Genomic DNA, 16,876 nt, shown 5'->3' on the forward strand with positions numbered 1-16,876 from the left:
TTCCCTTCGTGGTGTGCTGAGTGCCGGCGGGCGCGGGGCGCCCGCGCCGTGCTGCCCGGCGGACCGGGCGGGGCGGGGTGGGCCCGGGTCAGTGACCCATGCCCAGACCGCCGTCGACCGGGACGACCGCACCCGAGACGTACGCGGCGTCCGGCGAGGCGAGGAAGTGCACGACGCCGGCCACCTCCTCCGGCTGGGCGAACCGCCCGGCCGGGATCGCTGCACGGTAGGCCTCCTGGCGCTCGGCGGGCAACGCCGCCGTCATCGCGGTGTCGATGAAGCCCGGTGCGACGACGTTCGCCGTGATGCCGCGGCCCCCGAGCTCGCGCGTGATCGAGCGCGCCATGCCGACCAGCGCCGCCTTCGACGCCGCGTAGTTCACCTGACCGGCGCCGCCGTAGAGGCCCACGACCGACGAGATGAGGACGATCCGCCCGCGGCGCAGCCGGATCATCCCCTTCGAGGCGCGCCGGACGCAGCGGAACGTGCCCGTGAGGTTGACGTCGATGACCTGCTCGAACTCCTCGTCGGTCATGCGCAGGAGCAGCTGGTCGCGCGTGATGCCGGCGTTCGCGACGAGCACCTCCACGGGGCCGTGCGCCGCCTCGACCTGCGTGAACGCGGCGTCGACGGCGGCCGTGTCGGTGACGTCGCCCACGACGCCGAGGACCCCGTCGGGCAGGTCGCCGCTGCGGTAGATCGTCGCGACCTTGTCGCCGGAGGCGACGAACCGCTCCGCGATCGCGCGGCCGATGCCACGGTTCGCGCCGGTCACGAGCACGCTGCGAGGCTCGGTCTGCACGGGGGCTCCACTCGTTCAGGGGATGTTGCCAGGCCGGACGCCTGACCGGGCGCGACGGCCCGGGGGCGACCCGCCGAGGCCGAACCTAGCCGACGGGACGGGCGCCGGTCCCGCTCGGCCCGCGGACCGAACGACGGGTAAACTCGTGAGGTGAACCGCTCCGGTCCCCCCGCGCACGAGCCCGTGGCGCGGCTGCGCCGCGTGGGCGGTGCGAGCACGGCGCCGCGCCACGAGCCCGTCGCGTCGATCACGGGGGCGGCCGAGCCCCTCACGGCCGACATCGCGCGCCGCACGCACCGGTACCTCCTGCAGATGACGATCCGCGTCGTGTGCTTCGTGGGCGCCGTCGCGATCGACCACTGGACGCGCTGGCTCCTGCTCGTCGGCGCCGTCGTGCTGCCCTACGTCGCCGTCCTGCTGGCCAACGCCGGCCGCGAGCGGACCGCGACCCCGGACCCCTTCGTCGCCCAGCAGGCGCTGCCCGCGGCCCCGTCGCCCGGACGGCTCCCCGGCGGCACGGGAGGGCCGCGGCCGTGAGCACGACCGACGATCTGTTGTGCAGCGCGCGCGGCTGCCGCGCCGACGCCGCGTGGGGGCTGCGCTGGAACAACCCCGCCCTGCACACGGCCGACCGCCGCAAGGTCTGGCTCGCGTGCGACGACCACCGCGCGCACCTCGAGCAGTTCCTCGGCGCGCGTGGGTTCCACCGCGACACCGTCGCGGTCGCCGACCTCGAGCCCAGCGACGGGTGAGCCGGGGTGACCGACGTCGCCCGTGACGCGAGGCCCCCGGACGCCGACCCCGCGCGAGGGCTCGCAGGGCCGGCCGCGCCCGGGACCCTGGGCCACGCGGTCCGGGTCCTGCTCGTCGCGGTGCTCGTGGCCGCGGGCTGCGTCGCCGCGGGGGTCTGGCAGTGGGGCCGGCACGTCGACCGGAGCGCGGCGATCGCCGTCGTCGAGCGCAACTACGACGCGGCCCCCGTGCCCCTCGGCGACGTCCTCGACGGCACGGGGGTGCTCGCCGCGTCCGACGTGTGGCGCACCGTCGAGGTGCGCGGCGCGTACCTCCCCACGTCCGTGCTGCTGCGCAACCGGCCGGTCGCCGGCACGCCCGCCGTCCACGTGCTCGCGCCGTTCGTCGTGGCCGACGGGCCGCTCGCCGGGCGCGTCCTCGTCGTGGACCGCGGCTGGGTGCCGCCGGGCGACGAGAGCGGCACGGTCGCGGCGCCGGCACCGCCGGGCGGCGCGCTGGAGCTGCTCGTCCACCTGCGCGTGGCGGAGCGCGCGTCGACCCGGGACGCCCCGCGCGGCCAGGTCCAGGCCGTCGCGCCCGGCCAGGTGCGCGAGGCGGCCCTCGACGGGGCGGCCGACGAGGCCGCGTGGCCGCGGGCCGCGACCCTCGAGGCCTACGGCGCGCTCGTCAGCGAGGACGGCGCCCGGCCCGACGGGCTCGGCGCGCTGCCGGCCCCGAGCCGCGACCCGGGGTCGCACCTGTCCTACGCGTTCCAGTGGTGGGTCTTCGCCCTCGGCGCGCTGGGCACGGGCGTGGTGCTCGTGGTGCGGGGCGTGCGTGAGGGCGCAGTCCCGCCGGACGGCGCGGGGTGCGAGCCCCGGCCCGCCGCCCGGGCCCGGCGCCGGCCCACGGCCGAGGAGGAGGAGGACGCCCTCCTCGACGCGCAGACGGGTGGGGCGTCAGGGTCAGGCGTCAGGAGCGGCCCTGCTTGAGCGCCGCGCGTCGGGCCTCGGCCGCGGCACCCCGCGTCGCACCACCGCGCGTGCGCATCGTCACGCCCTGCTCGACGAGCACGCCGTGGACGAAGCCGTAGGAGCGGCCGATGTCCTCGGCCATCGCGCGGATGCTCTCGCCGCGGTTGTACCGGTCGACGAGCGAGGCGGCCAGGTCCTGCCGACCCTCGCCGGTGATCCGCGATCCCTTGGGGAGCTTTGCAGTCATCGTCGTCCTCCAGACCCAGGTCCAGCGGCCCGTCGCACCGGACGGGAGCCCGGCCGACGTCGCCCGCGTCCGGTCGCTGCCGGCGCGGGACGAGCTCACGCGAGCGAGATCAGATCCGCGTAGCTGTCGTTCCACAGATCTTCGTCGCCATCGGGCAGGAGCACCACCCGTTCGGGCGACAAGGCCGTCACGGCGCCCTCGTCGTGCGTGACCATGACCACCGCGCCGGCGTACCCGCGGAGCGCCTCGAGCACCTCGGCGCGGCTCGCCGGGTCGAGGTTGTTGGTCGGCTCGTCGAGCAGGAGGACGTTCGCCGCCGAGACGACGAGCGCCGCGAGCGCGAGGCGCGTCTTCTCGCCGCCCGAGAGCACGCGCACGGGCTTGTCGGCGTCGTCGCCCGAGAAGAGGAACGAGCCGAGCACCGAGCGCACCTGCGTGTCGGTGAGGTCGGGCGCCGAGTGGCGCAGGTTCTCCACGACCGTGAGCTCGGTGTCGAGCGTCTCGTGCTCCTGCGCGTAGTAGCCCAGCTTGAGGCCGTGCCCGGGCACGACCTCGCCCGTGTCGGCCTTCTCGACGCCGGCCAGCAGCCGCAGCAGGGTCGTCTTGCCCGCACCGTTGAGCCCGAGGATGACGACGCGGCTCCCCCGGTCGATCGCCAGGTCGACGTCGGTGAACACCTCGAGCGAGCCGTAGGACTTGCTGAGCCCGGTCGCGGTGAGCGGCGTGCGGCCGCAGGGCGCGGGGTCGGGGAAGCGCAGCCGTGCGACGCGGTCGGACGCACGCTCGGCCTCGAGCCCGGAGAGCAGCCGCTCGGCGCGGCGCGCCATGTTCTGCGCGGCCGTCGCCTTGGTCGCCTTGGCCCGCATCTTGTCGGCCTGGGCGAGCAGCACCGAGGCCTTCTTCTCGGCGTTGGCGCGCTCGCGCTTGCGCCGGCGCTCGTCCGTCTCGCGCTGCGCGAGGTACGCGTCCCAGCCGAGGTTGTACTGGTCCAGCTCGGCGCGGTTGGCGTCCAGGTGGAAGACCTTGTTCACGGTCGACCGCACGAGGTCGACGTCGTGGCTGATGACGAGGAACCCGCCGGAGTAGGTGGAGAGGTAGTCGCGGAGCCAGACGATCGAGTCGGCGTCGAGGTGGTTGGTCGGCTCGTCCAGCAGCAGCGTCTCCGCGCCCGAGAAGAGGATCCGCGCGAGCTCGACGCGGCGGCGCTGGCCGCCCGAGAGCGTGCGCAGCGGCTGGGCGAGGATCCGCTCCGCCAGCCCGAGGTTGGACGCGATCCGGCCGGCCTCGCTCTCGGCGGCGTACCCGCCCGCCGCGGTGAACCGCGCCTCGAGCCTGCCGTAGCGCTCCATCGCGGCGTCGCGGGTCTCGTCGTCGGCGCTCGCCATCTCGCCCTCGGTGCTGCGCATCCGGCGCACGACGTCGTCCAGCCCGCGCGCCGAGAGGATGCGGTCCATCGCGACGACCTCGAGGTCGCCCGTGCGCGGGTCCTGCGGGAGGTAGCCGACGTCGCCGGAACGCACGACCTGGCCCGACGTCGGCTGACCCTCACCCGCGAGGACGCGCGTCAGCGTCGTCTTCCCGGCGCCGTTGCGGCCGACGAGGCCGATCCGGTCCCCGGAGGCGATGCGGAAGGAGGCCTTCTCGAGCAGGACGCGGACGCCGACACGCATCTCGACGTCATGGGCGGTGATCACTGAGGTTTCCTCCGACAGGCGCCCAGCCGCCTTGTGGGCGGGCACAAACGTCGCTCATCCTACGACCGGCTAGCGTGACGACCGACCTGAGCGCCGTCGCCCGACGTCGCACCGCGGCCCGTCGACCATCCGACGGTACGCCCAGGCCCGCGCCGGCCGAGCGGCCGGCGCCGCCGGTTGCCGCCGGCGCGCCGAGACCCGGAGGACCCCATGGCCCAGACCCACGAGGCCGCTCTGCCCGACGACGGCGCGCCGCTGCCCGTCGTCCGCTCGTCCGTCGCGACCGACGTCGCGCTCGTCTCGACCTTCGCGGCCTTCATCGCCGTCTGCGCGCTCCTGCCCGGGATCACGCTCCCCGGGATGGCGGTGCCGATCACGCTGCAGACCTTCGGCGTCATGCTCGCGGCGCTCGTGCTCGGGCCGCTCCGCGGCACGCTCGCGGTGCTCCTCTACCTCGCCGTCGGGTTCGCCGGCATCCCGGTGTTCTCCGAGGGCACGGGCGGGCTCGCGACCTTCGGCAAGGTGTCGCTCGGCTACCTGCTGGCCTTCCCGCTCGCGGCCGCGCTGGCCGGGTTCCTGGCGTCGCGCGCGGTGCGGGTGCGTCCCGCGCTGCGGCCCGTCGCCCTGTTCGCGAGCGCGACGGCCGGCAGCCTCGTCTTCATCCACCCGCTCGGCATCGCGGTCATGGGCGCCCGGCTCGGTGTCGACGCGCAGGAGGCGATCGGCCTGGGCGCGGTCTTCCTGCCCGGCGACGTCGTGAAGAACGTGCTCGCCGCTCTCGTCGCGACCGCGGTCCTGCGCGCGTTCCCCGACCTGCTCGACCGGCGCCGCTGAGCCCGGCCGGGGTCGGGCGCGCGCCCCGGGGCGCACCGCCGCACGGCCGTAGGCTCGTGGCGTGATCGAGCTCCGCGACGCGACCGTCACGGCCTGGGCCGCCGACGACGCCGACGGCCCGGGGCGGCGACACGACGCCGCGCGCGGGCGCCGGGCCGGGCACGGCCACGACCGCGTCGTGACCCTGCTCGAGCCGACGACGCTGCGGCTCGGGGAGCGCCGCGTCGCGGTCGTCGGGGCGAACGGGTCCGGCAAGTCGACGCTCGCGCGCATGGTCAACGGCCTCGTCCTGCCGTCGGCGGGCAGCGTGGTCGTCGACGGCCTGGACACGGTGCGCGACGGCGCGGCGGTGCGCCGCCGGGTCGGCTTCACGTTCACCGACCCGGACGCGCAGATCGTCATGCCGACGCCCCGCGAGGACGTCGCGCTCTCGCTGCGCCGCCTCGACCTGCCCGCGGCCGAGCGGGACGCCCGTGCGCTCGACGTCCTCGCGCGGTATGGCCTGGGCGACCGCGCGCACGTCCCCGTGCACGCGCTGTCCGGCGGGCAGAAGCAGCTGCTCGCGCTCGCGACCGTGCTCGCGACGGAGCCGGCCGTGCTCGTGTGCGACGAGCCGACGACGCTCCTCGACCTGCGCTGGCGCCGGGCGGTCGACGCGCTCCTCGACACGCTCGACGTCCAGCTCCTGCTCGTGACGCACGACCTCGACGCCGCGCGGCGCGCCGACCGCGTGCTCGTCGTCGACGACGGCGCCGTGGTCGCGGACGGGGAGCCCGCCACGGCCGTCGACCACTACGTCGACCTCATGACGGCGCGCGCCCGGTGACCGGACCGCAGGCCCCACGGGCTCCCGGGTCCCCCGCCCGCCCGCGCCGAGGGCGGGTCCCCTGGGCGGGCCCGCTCGGGCTGCACCAGCCCGGGACGACGTGGCTGCACCGGGCGCCGACCGGCGCGAAGCTCCTCGGGCTCGCGGTCGTCGGCGTCGCCGTCGTCCTGCTCACGGGGGCCGCGGCGTCGCTCGGGCTGCTCGCCCTCGCGGCGGCCGTCGCGGCGAGCGCCCGGCTCCGGTGGCGCCCGACCGCGCGCGCGGTCGCGCCCGTCCTGCTCGTCGCCGCCGTCGTCGGCGGGTACCAGTGGTGGCGGCGCGGGCCCGCGGTGGGCGTGGAGGTCGCGGCGGACCTGCTCACGGTCGTGCTGGTCGCCGTCGTGCTCACCGCCACGACGCCGGCCGACCGCCTCCTCGACGCGCTGGCGCGCGCCGCCCGGCCGCTGCGGCACGTCGGGCTGAGGCCCGAGACGGTGGCCCTCGCCGTCGGGCTCATGCTGCGCGCCGTGCCCGCACTCGTGCGGACGTCGCTCGAGGCGCGCGACGCCGCCCGGGCGCGCGGCCTCGAGAGCGACCCGCGGGCCGTCCTCGTCCCGGCCGCCGTCCGCGCCGTCGGCCGCGCGCGGCGCACGGGCGACGCCCTCGCGGCCCGAGGCATCGGCGACTGAGCCCGGTCCCCCCGGCCGCCCGCCCCGCACTCCCCGGGGTTCGACGGGCCGGGTCGGGGGCTCGGCAGTACCGTGACGGCCATGACCTTCAACGAGGGTGGGAGCTTCGAGGGCGGCCGGGTCGGCACGCGTCGCGGGGGCGCGATCGCGGGCGGCGGCGCCGGCCTCGCGATCGTCGCGTTCCTCATCTACCAGTTCACCGGCATCAACGTGGGCCCGGCGCTCGAGGGCGTCGCCGGCGGCGGGGGCGGCAGCGAGGAGCAGGGCACGGTGGGCGAGTGCACGGCCGAGGAGGCCAACACCACGCGCGAGTGCCGGCTGTCGGCGACGGTGCAGTCGCTCGACGCGTACTGGGCGGAGGCCGTGCCGGCGCAGGGCATGGAGTTCGTCCAGCCCGACGTCTGGATCTTCGAGCAGGCGACGTCGACCGGGTGCGGCAACGCGACGTCGTCGACGGGGCCCTTCTACTGCCCGCCGGACCAGGGCATCTACCTCGACCTCGGCTTCTACGACCTGCTCGAGAGCCAGTTCGGCGCCTCGGGCGGCCCGCTCGCCGAGATGTACGTCACCGCGCACGAGTACGGCCACCACATCCAGACCATCACCGGCGTCATGGACAAGGCCGACCGTCAGGGCAGCGGTCCCACGTCCGACTCGGTGCGCGTCGAGCTCCAGGCCGACTGCTACGCCGGGGTCTGGGCCGGGCAGGCGTCGCAGCAGGTCGACCCCGACACGGGCGAGGTCTTCCTCGAGCCGATCACCCAGGAGCAGCTCGCGGACGCGCTCTCGGCCGCCGAGGCGGTCGGCGACGACCACATCCAGGCGCAGTCGGGCGGGGGCGTGAACCCCCACACGTGGACGCACGGCTCGAGCGAGCAGCGCCAGGCCTGGTTCATGACCGGCTACGAGTCGCGCGACCCCGCGACCTGCGACACGTTCAGCGCCCCCGAGCTCTGACCGGGCGCACCGCGACGCACGACGACGGCGCCGCCCCCGCGGGGTGGCGCCGTCGTCGGTCGGTCGACGGGTCCGATGGTGGACCGGCTCAGATGTTGAACCCGAGCGCGCGCAGCTGCTCGCGGCCGTCGTCGGTGATCTTCTCCGGGCCCCACGGCGGCATCCACACCCAGTTGATCCGGAAGCCGTCGACGACGCCGTCCAGTGCGGTCGCCGACTGGTCCTCGATGACGTCGGTGAGCGGGCAGGCCGCGGACGTGAGCGTCATGTCGATGACCGCGTGGTTGTTCTGGTCCAGCACGACGCCGTAGATGAGGCCCAGGTCGACGACGTTGATCCCCAGCTCGGGGTCGATGACGTCGCGCAGCGCCTCCTCGACGTCGGCCGCCGTCGGCGGTGTCGGGAGCGGGGCCGAGCCCGGCGTGGTCGTGGTCATGCGTCCTCCTCGGTGGGGGTGGCGGCACCCGACTGGATCAACGCGTCACGCAGCGCCGACCATCCCAGCAAGGCGCACTTGATGCGTGCGGGGTAGCGCGCGACGCCCGTGAAGGCCGTCGCGTCGCCGAGCCGGTCCTCGGACTCCTCGTCGAGGCCCTCGCCGCGGGCGCGCATGAGGCGGCGGAAGGTCTCGCCGAGCTCCTCGGCGGTCGTGACCGGCTCGCCGCTGACGAGCTCGGACATGACCGACACGGACGCCTGCGAGATCGAGCAGCCCTGGCCCTCCCAGCTCACGCGCGCGACGGCGTCGCCGTCGAGGTGGACCCGCAGGCGCACCTCGTCCCCGCAGGTGGGGTTGACCTGGAACGACTCGGCCGTGAAGCCGTCCGCGAGGCCGCGGCCGTGCGGCGACTTCGCGTGGTCGAGGATGAGCTGCTGGTAGAGCTGCTCCATGGGGCTGCTCATGCGCCGTCCCCCAGTCCGAAGAAGGGCCGGACGGTCGCGAGCGCGGCACCGAAGGCCGCGACCTCGTCCGGCGTCGTGTACACCGCGGCGGACGCGCGCGCGGAGGCGGCGACGCCGAGGCGCCGGTGGAGCGGCTGCGCGCAGTGGTGCCCGACGCGGACGGCGACGCCCGCGTCGTCGAGCACCTGGCCGACGTCGTGCGCGTGCACCCCGTCGACGACGAACGACACGGCCGCGAGGCGGTCACGCGTGTCGGTCGGGCCGAGGACGCGCACGCCCGGGACGGCAGTCACGGCCTCGAGCAGGAGGCCGGCGATCTCGCGCTCGTGCGCCGCGACCGCCTCCATGCCGAGCTCGCGCAGGTAGCGCGCGGCGGCGCCCATCGCGACGGCCTGGGCGACCATCTGCGTCCCGGCCTCGAAGCGCTGGGGCGGCGGCGCGTACGTCGTCGTCTCCATGGTGACGACCTCGACCATCGAGCCGCCCGTGACGACCGGCGGCATCGCCGCGAGCAGCTCGCGCCGGCCGTAGAGCGCGCCGACGCCCGTGGGGCCGAGCATCTTGTGGCCCGAGAAGGCCGCGAGGTCGACGCCGAGGGCGTGCAGGTCCACGGGCAGGTGCGGCACGCTCTGGCACGCGTCGAGCACCGTCAGCGCGCCGACCTCACGGGCCCGCGCGACGAACGCCGCGACGTCGGTCACCGCGCCCGTGACGTTGGACGCGTGCGTGAACGCGAGCACCTTCGTGCGCTCCGTGACGGTGGTCGCGAGCTCCTCGGTGCGCAGCCGGCCGTCGTCGTCGACGCCGATCCACCGCAGCACCGCGCCGGTGCGTGCGCACAGCTCCTGCCACGGGACGAGGTTGGCGTGGTGCTCCGCCTCGGTGACCACGATCTCGTCGCCCGGCGCGAGCGCGAACCGACGCGCGGCCGCTCCCCCACGCCCCAGGGTGGCGTTCGACAGCGCGTAGGCGACGAGGTTGAGACCCGCGGTCGCGTTCGTCTGCCACACGATCTCGTCGACGTCGGCGCCGACGAGCTCCGCCACCTCGCGCCGCGCGTCCTCGAACGCCTCCGTCGCCTCCTCGGCGAGCTGGTGCGCACCGCGGTGCACGGCGGCGTTGCGCTGCAGGTAGAAGTCCTGCTCGGCGTCGAGGACGACGTCGGGCTTCTGGGACGTCGCGCCCGAGTCGAGGTAGACGAGGGGACGCCCGCCGCGCACGGTGCGCGCGAGCAGCGGGAAGTCGGCCCGCACCGCCGCCAGCTCCGCCGGCGTGAGCACATGCCCGGTCCGACCGGAGCCTGCGGCGTGCGGCTCGAGGACGGTTGTCATGGGTTCCTCCGGCGGAGCGTGCGGATGGTGCGGACGGGTCGACCTCGTCGTGCGGACGTCAGGCCGACGGCGCCAGGAAGCGGTCGTAGCCCTCGGCCTCGAGGCGCTCGGCGAGCTCGGGGCCGCCCTCCTCGGCGATCCGGCCGTCGACGAAGACGTGCACGAAGTCGGGCTGGATGTAGCGCAGGATGCGCGTGTAGTGCGTGATGAGCAGGACGCCGACCTCGCCGGTGGAGCGCACGCGGTTGACGCCCTCGGACACGACGCGCAGCGCGTCGACGTCGAGGCCCGAGTCCGTCTCGTCGAGGATCGCGATGCGGGGCTTGAGGAGCTCCATCTGGAGGATCTCGTGGCGCTTCTTCTCGCCGCCCGAGAAGCCCTCGTTGACGTTGCGCGCGGCGAACGTCGGGTCCATGCGGAGCTGCTCCATGGCGTTCTTGACGTCCTTGGCCCAGTGGCGCAGCGCGGGCGCCTGGCCGTCGATCGCGGTCTTGGCGGTCCGCAGGAAGTTCGTGACGCTGACGCCCGGCACCTCGACGGGGTACTGCATGGCGAGGAACATGCCGGCGCGCGCGCGCTCGTCGACGCTCATCGCGAGGACGTCGACGCCGTCGAGCAGCACGGTGCCCGAGGTGATGTCGTACTTCGGGTGGCCCGCGAGGGAGTACGCGAGGGTCGACTTGCCGGACCCGTTCGGACCCATGATCGCGTGCGTCTCGCCGCTGCGGACCGTGAGGTCGACGCCGCGCAGGATGGGCTTGGGGCCCTCCTTCGTCTCGACGCTGACGTGCAGGTCCTTGATCTCGAGCGTGGTCATGGTGGTTCTCCTCAGACGTTCGCGGTGACGTCGACGTCGACGAGCACACGCTCGCCGTCGACGGTCACGGGGTAGACGGGGACGGGTCGGGTCGCCGGCAGGGCGAGGGGTGCGCCGGTGCGCAGGTCGAAGGTCGAGCCGTGCAGCCAGCACTCGATCGTGCAGCCGTCGACCTCGCCGTCGGACAGGGACACCTGCCCGTGGGAGCAGATGTCGCTCACGGCGTGCCAGGCGCCCTCGGAGTCGCGCACCACGGCGACCTCCACGGGCCCGGACTCGCCCTCCAGCTCGACGCGCAGCGCCGTGCCCGGCGCGACGTCGTCGGTCATGCAGGCCAGCTGCGCGGTCATGCCGAGATCACCGGGTTGCTCGCCGACACGTCCGGCGCCTCGGAGTCGGTCACGGTGCCGGGGACGCCGACCGGACCGGCGGGCGCCGGGGCGCCCTCGGCGGACGCCGCCGCGGCCATGCTCCTCTCGAGCTCGGCCTCGATCGCGCCGATGAGGCGCTCCTCGACCTCGGGCAGGCCGATCTGCTGGACGAGCTCGGCGAAGAAGCCGCGCACGACCAGGCGCCGCGCGTCGGCCTCGGGGATGCCGCGCGCACGCAGGTAGAACAGCTGCTCGTCGTCGAAGCGGCCCGTCGCCGAGGCGTGGCCCGCGCCCTCGATGAGACCCGTCTCGATCTCGAGGTTGGGCACCGAGTCGGCGCGCGCGCCGTCGGTGAGCACGAGGTTGCGGTTGAGCTCGTAGGTGTCGGTGCCCTCGGCGTTGGCGCGGATGAGGACGTCACCGACCCACACCGTGTGCGCGCCCGCGCCCTGGAGCGCGCCCTTGTACGTGACGCGCGACCGGCAGGACGGCACGGCGTGGTCCACGAAGAGCCGGTGCTCCTGGTGCTGGTCGGCGTCCGCGAAGTACAGGCCCAGCGCCTCGACCGAGCCGCCCTCGCCCGTGAACTCGGCGTCGGGCGTCACGCGCACGACGTCGCCGCCGAGCGTCACGAGGATGTGCTTGACGGTGGCGTCGCGGCCCAGCCGGATGCGGTGGGACGCGGCGTGCACGGAGCCCTGCGCCCAGTCGTGGATGGTGACGACCGTGAGGTGGGCGCCGTCCTCCGCGACGATCTCGACCGTCTCCGTGAGGTCGACCCGGCCGACGTGGTCGACGACCACGACGGCCTCGCTCAGGGGCTGCGCGTGCACCAGGAGGTGCACGGCCGACGCCTCCGGCAGGCCGTCCGCGGCGTCCGCCACCGGCAGGCCCTCGACCCGGACGCTCGTCGCGGTGGACGCGACCGCCTGGGCCGGGATCGTCACGACCGTCGCCTCGCGGAACGAGCTCCACGCGACGGCGGCGGTCCGGTCCCCCGGCTTGCCCGCGGTGCCGAGCCGCGCGTCGTCGCGGCCGACGATCTCGACCCGGACCTCGGGCGCCTCCACGACCGTGACCTGCGTCCCGGTCCCGGTGAGGCCCGTGCCCGCGGCGTCGAACAGCGGCGCGAGCCGGCTGACCGGCGAGAAGCGCCACTCCTCCTCGCGCCCGGTCGGGACGGGGAACGCGCCGAGGTCGAACGACGTCGTGCGCGCCGCACGCGAGCTCTGGGGCGTGCCGCCCCGGCCGTGCGTGTGCGCGCCGTCGGCGACGGCCCGGCTGTGGTCGGTCGTCAGGTCGGTGGCCATGTCGGTGGTGGGGGCCTCTCGGGTCGGGGTGCCGCGGGGACGCGGCGGGGTGGGAGCCGGCAGTGCGGAGGGCGTCGGCGCGTCAGCCGACGGAGCCCTCCATCTGCAGCTCGATCAGCCGGTTGAGCTCCAGGGCGTACTCCATGGGCAGCTCGCGCGCGATGGGCTCGACGAACCCGCGCACGATCATGGCCATGGCCTCGGTCTCCGCCATGCCGCGGGACATGAGGTAGAAGAGCTGGTCCTCGCTCACGCGGGACACCGTCGCCTCGTGACCCATGGAGACGTCGTCCTCGCGGACGTCGACGTAGGGGTACGTGTCGGAGCGCGAGATCTGGTCGACGAGCAGCGCGTCGCACAGGACCGTCGACGCCGAGTGCTCGGCACCCTCGAGGACCTGGACGAGGCCGCGGTAGGACGTGCGACCGCCACCGCGCGCGACCGACTTGGAGATGATCGACGACGACGTCCGGGGCGCGGCGTGGACCATCTTGGCGCCGGCGTCCTGGTGCTGGCCCTCGCCCGCGAACGCGATCGACAGCGTCTCGCCCTTGGCGTGCTCGCCCATGAGGTAGATGGCCGGGTACTTCATGGTCACCTTGGAGCCGATGTTGCCGTCGACCCACTCCATGGTCGCGCCCTCGGCGGCCGTGGCCCGCTTCGTGACGAGGTTGTAGACGTTGTTCGACCAGTTCTGGATGGTCGTGTACCGCACGCGCGCGTTCTTCTTGACGATGATCTCGACGACGGCGGAGTGCAGCGAGTCGGTCGAGTAGATCGGCGCGGTGCAGCCCTCGACGTAGTGCACGTACGAGCCCTCGTCGGCGATGATCAGCGTCCGCTCGAACTGGCCCATGTTCTCGGTGTTGATCCGGAAGTAGGCCTGGAGCGGGATCTCGACGTGCACGCCCGGCGGCACGTAGACGAACGAGCCGCCCGACCACACGGCGGTGTTGAGCGCGGCGAACTTGTTGTCGCCCGACGGGATCACGGAGCCGAAGTACTGCTCGAAGATCTCCGGGTGCTCGCGCAGGCCCGTGTCGGTGTCGACGAAGATGACGCCCTGCTCCTCGAGGTCCTCGCGGATCTGGTGGTACACGACCTCGGACTCGTACTGCGCCGCGACGCCCGCGACGAGGCGCTGCTTCTCGGCCTCGGGGATGCCCAGGCGGTCGTACGTGTTCTTGATGTCCTCGGGCAGCTCGTCCCACGACGTCGCCTGCTTCTCCGTGGACCGCACGAAGTACTTGATGTTGTCGAAGTCGATGCCGGACAGGTCCGATCCCCAGTTCGGCATGGGCTTCTTGTCGAACAGGCGCAGGGCCTTGAGGCGCGTCTTGAGCATCCACTCGGGCTCGTTCTTGAGCGTGGAGATGTTCCGGACGACCTCCTCGGACAGCCCGCGCTGGGCGGACATGCCGGCGGCGTCGCTGTCGTGCCAGCCGTACCCGTAGCTGCCGATCGACGCGATGATCGCCTCGTCGGTGGTCATGGGCTCGGTGGGTGCGCTCATCGTGTTCCCTCCACGGTCCCGCTCGCGGGACGGTCGGATGCTGGTGCCTGGGCCGTGCTGGTCGGCGTCGTACTGGTCGTGCTGGTCGTGCCGGTGGGGCTGGTCGTACCGTTCGGGCTGGTCGTGCCGGTCGGGCCGGCGCTCGGGACGCCCGGCAGGACGGGCACGTGCGTCGTGCACACGTGCCCCCCGGACGCGAGCGTCGAGAGGCGCTGGACGTGGACGCCCAGCAGCCGGGAGAAGAGGCGCGTCTCGGCCTCGCAGAGCTGCGGGAACTGCGCGGCGACGTCCTGCACCGGGCAGTGGCCCTGGCAGAGCTGGACGGCGCGGCCCCCGGGCACGGGACGCGCGGACGCCGCGTACCCCTCGACCGCGAGGCCGGCGGCGAGCGCCGCGACGCGGTCGGCGACGGGTGCGTCCTGCGCGGCGAGGCCCGCGAGCCGGGCCTCGAGCTGGGCGACCCGCTGCTCGGCGAAGCCCACGACGGCGTCGGCGCCGCCGAGCCGCGCGAGGAAGCCGAGCGCCTGGCCGGCCAGGTCGGAGTAGGCGTTGCTCAGGGCGGCCTGGCCGCGCTCGGTCGCGACGTACCGTCGCGCCGGCCGACCGCGACGCGGGGCGCCCGCGGGCGCGGCCGTGTGCACGACGATCTCGCCGGACTCCTCGAGGGCCGCGACGTGACGCCGCACGCCGGCGGTCGTGAGGTCGAGGTCGCGCGCGAGCTCGACGACGGAGACCGGGCCGGCCTCGACCACGAGGCGGAGGATGCGCCGCCGGGTCGTGTGCTCGGCGGGGTCCGCCGCGGCGGAGGCGCGCGCCTCGAGGACGAGCGGGGTGGGTGCGGCTGCCGGCACGTCCCACCTCCCGTCGTCCGTCGTGCTCGTCGGGCCCCGGTCGCGGAGGCCCGTGCCGCGGCCGAGGGCCGCGCCGTGCAGGGCGGCCGTCGTCCGGCCGCGATATAGGCAACATCCTTGTTGCTGAATTGCTTCCCTGCAACGAAGGCGTGCCTCACCTGGACCGGGACGACTCGCGCGACCGCGGAGGACGGGTCACCCGGGGTCGCGACGCCCGCCTAGACTTCCCGCTCGTGCCCCCCACCCCCGTCGTGAGCGCCCCGTCCGGCGTACGCGACGCCGTCGAGGTCGACGGGCTCGTCAAGCGGTACGGCCGGCACGAGGTGGTCCACGGGCTCGATCTCGCCGCGCCCGCGGGTGCGCTCACCGCGCTGCTCGGGCCCAACGGCGCCGGCAAGACGACCACGGTCGAGTGCTGCGAGGGCCTGCGCCGGCCCGACGGCGGCAGCGTCCGCGTGCTGGGCCTCGACCCGGTGCGCGACGCGACGCGCCTGCGCCCGCGCGTCGGCGTCATGCTGCAGGACGGCGGCCTGCCCAGCACGGTCCCGGCGGGCGAGGCGCTGCGCCACGTCGCCGCGATGTACGCGCGCCCGCGTGACCTGGGGGAGCTCGGCGAGCGCCTCGGGCTGCCGGCGTTCGCCCGGACCCAGGTGCGCCGCCTCTCGGGCGGGCAGCGCCAGCGCCTCGCCCTCGCGGCCGCCGTCGTCGGCCGGCCCGACATCGTCTTCCTCGACGAGCCCAGCGCGGGCATGGACCCGCAGGCCCGGCTCGCCGTGTGGGACCTCGTGCGCGAGCTGCGCGCCGAAGGGACCACGATCGTGCTCACGACGCACCAGATCGCCGAGGCCGAGGCCCTCGCGGACCACGTGGTCGTCGTCGACGACGGCCGCGTCATCGCGGCGGGCACCACGGCCCAGCTCGTCGGGGCGCACGACGTGCTCCGCGTGACCGTCCGACCGCTGCACGCCGCCGCACCGACCGACGGCGGACCGGTGGGACGCGACCTCGCCGGCGCCGCGGCCACGCTGCGAGCCGCCCTCGCCGCGCACGGCGCCCCCGACGTGCGCGACGCGCCCTCGGCGGCGCCCGGCACCCTCGAGGTGCTCGCGAGCGCCGACCCCGCGCTGGTCCACGCGGTGACCGGATGGGCCGCGGCGCACGGCCTCCTGGTGGTCGCGCTCGCCGCGGGCGAGCGCACCCTCGAGGACGTCTTCCTCGACCTCACCGGACGGCGCCTGCGATGACCACGGCTCCCCCGCCCGCCGGCAGCCCGGCCAGGACCGCGCGACCGCAGGAGGCTGCACCGCTCGCGCGTCGCGTCGGTGCCCAGGCCGCGGCGGAGGTGCGGACGGTGCTGCGCAACGGCGAGCAGCTCGTCATCACGCTCGTGCTCCCGCTGCTCATCCTCGTCGCGCTCGGCCGCACGTCGCTCGTGGACCTGGGCACGTCCGACGCGGAGCGCATCGACGTGGTCGCCCCGGGCGTGCTCGCCCTCGCCGTGATGTCGACGGCGTTCACGTCGCAGGCGATCGCGACCGGCTTCGACCGGCGCAACGGCGTCCTGCGCCTGCTCGCGACGACACCCCTCGGACGATCCGGCCTCGTGGCGGGCAAGGTCCTCGCGGTGGTCGCGCTCGAGCTGCTCCAGGTCGCGGTGCTCGGCGGGGCGGCGGTCGCGCTCGGCTGGCGCCCCGACCCCGCGGGCGTCCCGGCCGCCCTCGTCGCCCTCGTCCTCGGCACGGCCGCGTTCACGTCGCTCGCCCTGCTCGTGGCGGGCCTGCTGCGCGCCGAGGCCGTCCTCGCGGTCGCGAACCTCGTCTGGGTGCTGCTGCTGGCGGGCGGCGGCGTGGTGCTGCCCGCGTCGATGCTCCCGGGGCCGCTCGGCGCGGTGGCGCCGCTCCTGCCCTCCGGGGCTCTCGGCGAGGCCCTGCGGACCGCGCTCGGGGGCGACGGCGTCGCCGTCGGTCCGCTGCTCGTCCTCGCCGCCTGGTCGGCGGTCGTGTCGGCCCTCGTCGCGCGCACCTTCCGCTGGTCCTGACGCGTCGG

The 16,876-nt window shown here is 75.0% G+C and carries 20 protein-coding genes; 9 read left to right on the top strand and 11 right to left on the bottom strand.

Annotation, left to right across the window (positions count from 1 at the left end):
• Positions 1-88: 88 nt before the first annotated feature.
• Complete coding sequence (gene fabG / locus JIG38_RS02265) at positions 89-802, bottom strand: 3-oxoacyl-ACP reductase FabG (protein WP_199421832.1); 714 nt, start codon at positions 800-802, stop codon at positions 89-91.
• Between the two features lie 150 nt (positions 803-952).
• On the opposite strand from fabG, the gene JIG38_RS02270 reads away from it, so the two are divergent.
• From JIG38_RS02270 to JIG38_RS02280, 3 genes are read left to right on the top strand one after another with little or no spacing between them, the layout of a single operon-like run.
• Positions 953-1,339, top strand: coding sequence for a DUF3099 domain-containing protein (locus JIG38_RS02270; protein WP_307844470.1), 387 nt, complete (start codon positions 953-955; stop codon positions 1,337-1,339).
• Complete coding sequence (locus JIG38_RS02275) at positions 1,336-1,554, top strand: hypothetical protein (protein WP_199421833.1); 219 nt, start codon at positions 1,336-1,338, stop codon at positions 1,552-1,554. The genes JIG38_RS02270 and JIG38_RS02275 overlap by 4 nt, the downstream gene beginning before the upstream one ends.
• A 6-nt stretch (positions 1,555-1,560) precedes the next feature.
• Positions 1,561-2,526, top strand: coding sequence for an SURF1 family protein (locus JIG38_RS02280; RefSeq protein ID WP_307844471.1), 966 nt, complete (start codon positions 1,561-1,563; stop codon positions 2,524-2,526).
• Here the strand turns inward: JIG38_RS02280 and JIG38_RS02285 are convergent.
• Together JIG38_RS02285 and JIG38_RS02290 are read right to left on the bottom strand one after the other, a co-directional pair.
• Positions 2,507-2,755 (bottom strand): helix-turn-helix domain-containing protein, encoded by a 249-nt coding sequence (locus tag JIG38_RS02285; RefSeq protein WP_199421834.1) that lies wholly within the window; start codon positions 2,753-2,755, stop codon positions 2,507-2,509. The genes JIG38_RS02280 and JIG38_RS02285 overlap by 20 nt on opposite strands.
• A gap of 95 nt (positions 2,756-2,850) precedes the next feature.
• Entirely contained in the window at positions 2,851-4,425 is a 1,575-nt protein-coding gene (locus JIG38_RS02290; protein WP_233404332.1) for an ABC-F family ATP-binding cassette domain-containing protein, read from the bottom strand.
• Between the two features lie 234 nt (positions 4,426-4,659).
• On the opposite strand from JIG38_RS02290, the gene JIG38_RS02295 reads away from it, so the two are divergent.
• From JIG38_RS02295 to ypfJ, 4 genes are all read left to right on the top strand, one after another.
• Positions 4,660-5,283, top strand: a complete 624-nt coding sequence (locus tag JIG38_RS02295) for a biotin transporter BioY (RefSeq protein WP_199421836.1) — start codon at positions 4,660-4,662, stop codon at positions 5,281-5,283.
• A gap of 61 nt (positions 5,284-5,344) precedes the next feature.
• Positions 5,345-6,109 (top strand): energy-coupling factor ABC transporter ATP-binding protein, encoded by a 765-nt coding sequence (locus JIG38_RS02300; protein ID WP_199421837.1) that lies wholly within the window; start codon positions 5,345-5,347, stop codon positions 6,107-6,109.
• Positions 6,106-6,777 carry an energy-coupling factor transporter transmembrane component T gene (locus tag JIG38_RS02305; protein ID WP_199421838.1) on the top strand — a complete coding sequence of 224 codons (672 nt, stop codon included), beginning with the start codon at positions 6,106-6,108 and terminating at the stop codon, positions 6,775-6,777. Before JIG38_RS02300 ends, JIG38_RS02305 begins: the two co-directional genes overlap by 4 nt.
• Positions 6,778-6,858: 81 nt before the next feature.
• The gene (gene ypfJ / locus JIG38_RS02310; protein ID WP_199421839.1) at positions 6,859-7,734 is read left to right on the top strand and encodes a KPN_02809 family neutral zinc metallopeptidase; all 876 of its coding nucleotides are present in this window, start codon (positions 6,859-6,861) and stop codon (positions 7,732-7,734) included.
• Between the two features lie 88 nt (positions 7,735-7,822).
• On the opposite strand, the gene JIG38_RS02315 is transcribed toward ypfJ, so the two are convergent.
• From JIG38_RS02315 to JIG38_RS02350, 8 genes are all read right to left on the bottom strand, one after another.
• Complete coding sequence (locus tag JIG38_RS02315; RefSeq protein WP_199421840.1) at positions 7,823-8,170, bottom strand: metal-sulfur cluster assembly factor; 348 nt, start codon at positions 8,168-8,170, stop codon at positions 7,823-7,825.
• Positions 8,167-8,637 carry a Fe-S cluster assembly sulfur transfer protein SufU gene (gene sufU / locus JIG38_RS02320; protein WP_199421841.1) on the bottom strand — a complete coding sequence of 157 codons (471 nt, stop codon included), beginning with the start codon at positions 8,635-8,637 and terminating at the stop codon, positions 8,167-8,169. The genes JIG38_RS02315 and sufU overlap by 4 nt, the downstream gene beginning before the upstream one ends.
• Complete coding sequence (locus JIG38_RS02325) at positions 8,634-9,968, bottom strand: SufS family cysteine desulfurase (protein WP_199421842.1); 1,335 nt, start codon at positions 9,966-9,968, stop codon at positions 8,634-8,636. Before JIG38_RS02325 ends, sufU begins: the two co-directional genes overlap by 4 nt.
• 58 nt (positions 9,969-10,026) lie before the next feature.
• Positions 10,027-10,785, bottom strand: a complete 759-nt coding sequence (sufC, locus tag JIG38_RS02330) for a Fe-S cluster assembly ATPase SufC (protein WP_199421843.1) — start codon at positions 10,783-10,785, stop codon at positions 10,027-10,029.
• An 11-nt stretch (positions 10,786-10,796) separates the two neighbouring features.
• Entirely contained in the window at positions 10,797-11,135 is a 339-nt protein-coding gene (locus JIG38_RS02335) for a non-heme iron oxygenase ferredoxin subunit (protein WP_199421844.1), read from the bottom strand.
• Positions 11,132-12,466 carry a Fe-S cluster assembly protein SufD gene (gene sufD / locus JIG38_RS02340; RefSeq protein WP_199421845.1) on the bottom strand — a complete coding sequence of 445 codons (1,335 nt, stop codon included), beginning with the start codon at positions 12,464-12,466 and terminating at the stop codon, positions 11,132-11,134. Before sufD ends, JIG38_RS02335 begins: the two co-directional genes overlap by 4 nt.
• A gap of 82 nt (positions 12,467-12,548) precedes the next feature.
• A complete protein-coding gene (gene sufB / locus JIG38_RS02345; protein WP_307844475.1) occupies positions 12,549-13,979 on the bottom strand; it encodes a Fe-S cluster assembly protein SufB in 1,431 nt (476 codons plus the stop codon).
• The gene (locus JIG38_RS02350) at positions 13,976-14,830 is read right to left on the bottom strand and encodes a helix-turn-helix transcriptional regulator (protein ID WP_199421846.1); all 855 of its coding nucleotides are present in this window, start codon (positions 14,828-14,830) and stop codon (positions 13,976-13,978) included. The genes sufB and JIG38_RS02350 overlap by 4 nt, the downstream gene beginning before the upstream one ends.
• A 233-nt stretch (positions 14,831-15,063) precedes the next feature.
• On the opposite strand from JIG38_RS02350, the gene JIG38_RS02355 reads away from it, so the two are divergent.
• Both JIG38_RS02355 and JIG38_RS02360 read left to right on the top strand, forming a co-directional pair.
• Entirely contained in the window at positions 15,064-16,074 is a 1,011-nt protein-coding gene (locus tag JIG38_RS02355) for an ABC transporter ATP-binding protein (RefSeq protein ID WP_307844476.1), read from the top strand.
• On the top strand, positions 16,071-16,868 hold the full coding sequence (locus tag JIG38_RS02360) for an ABC transporter permease (protein WP_199421847.1): 798 nt from the start codon (positions 16,071-16,073) through the stop codon (positions 16,866-16,868). The genes JIG38_RS02355 and JIG38_RS02360 overlap by 4 nt, the downstream gene beginning before the upstream one ends.
• The last annotated feature ends 8 nt before the right edge of the window (positions 16,869-16,876 follow it).

The sequence above is a fragment of the Actinotalea solisilvae genome, assembly GCF_016464425.1.
Lineage (GTDB): Bacteria > Actinomycetota > Actinomycetes > Actinomycetales > Cellulomonadaceae > Actinotalea > Actinotalea solisilvae.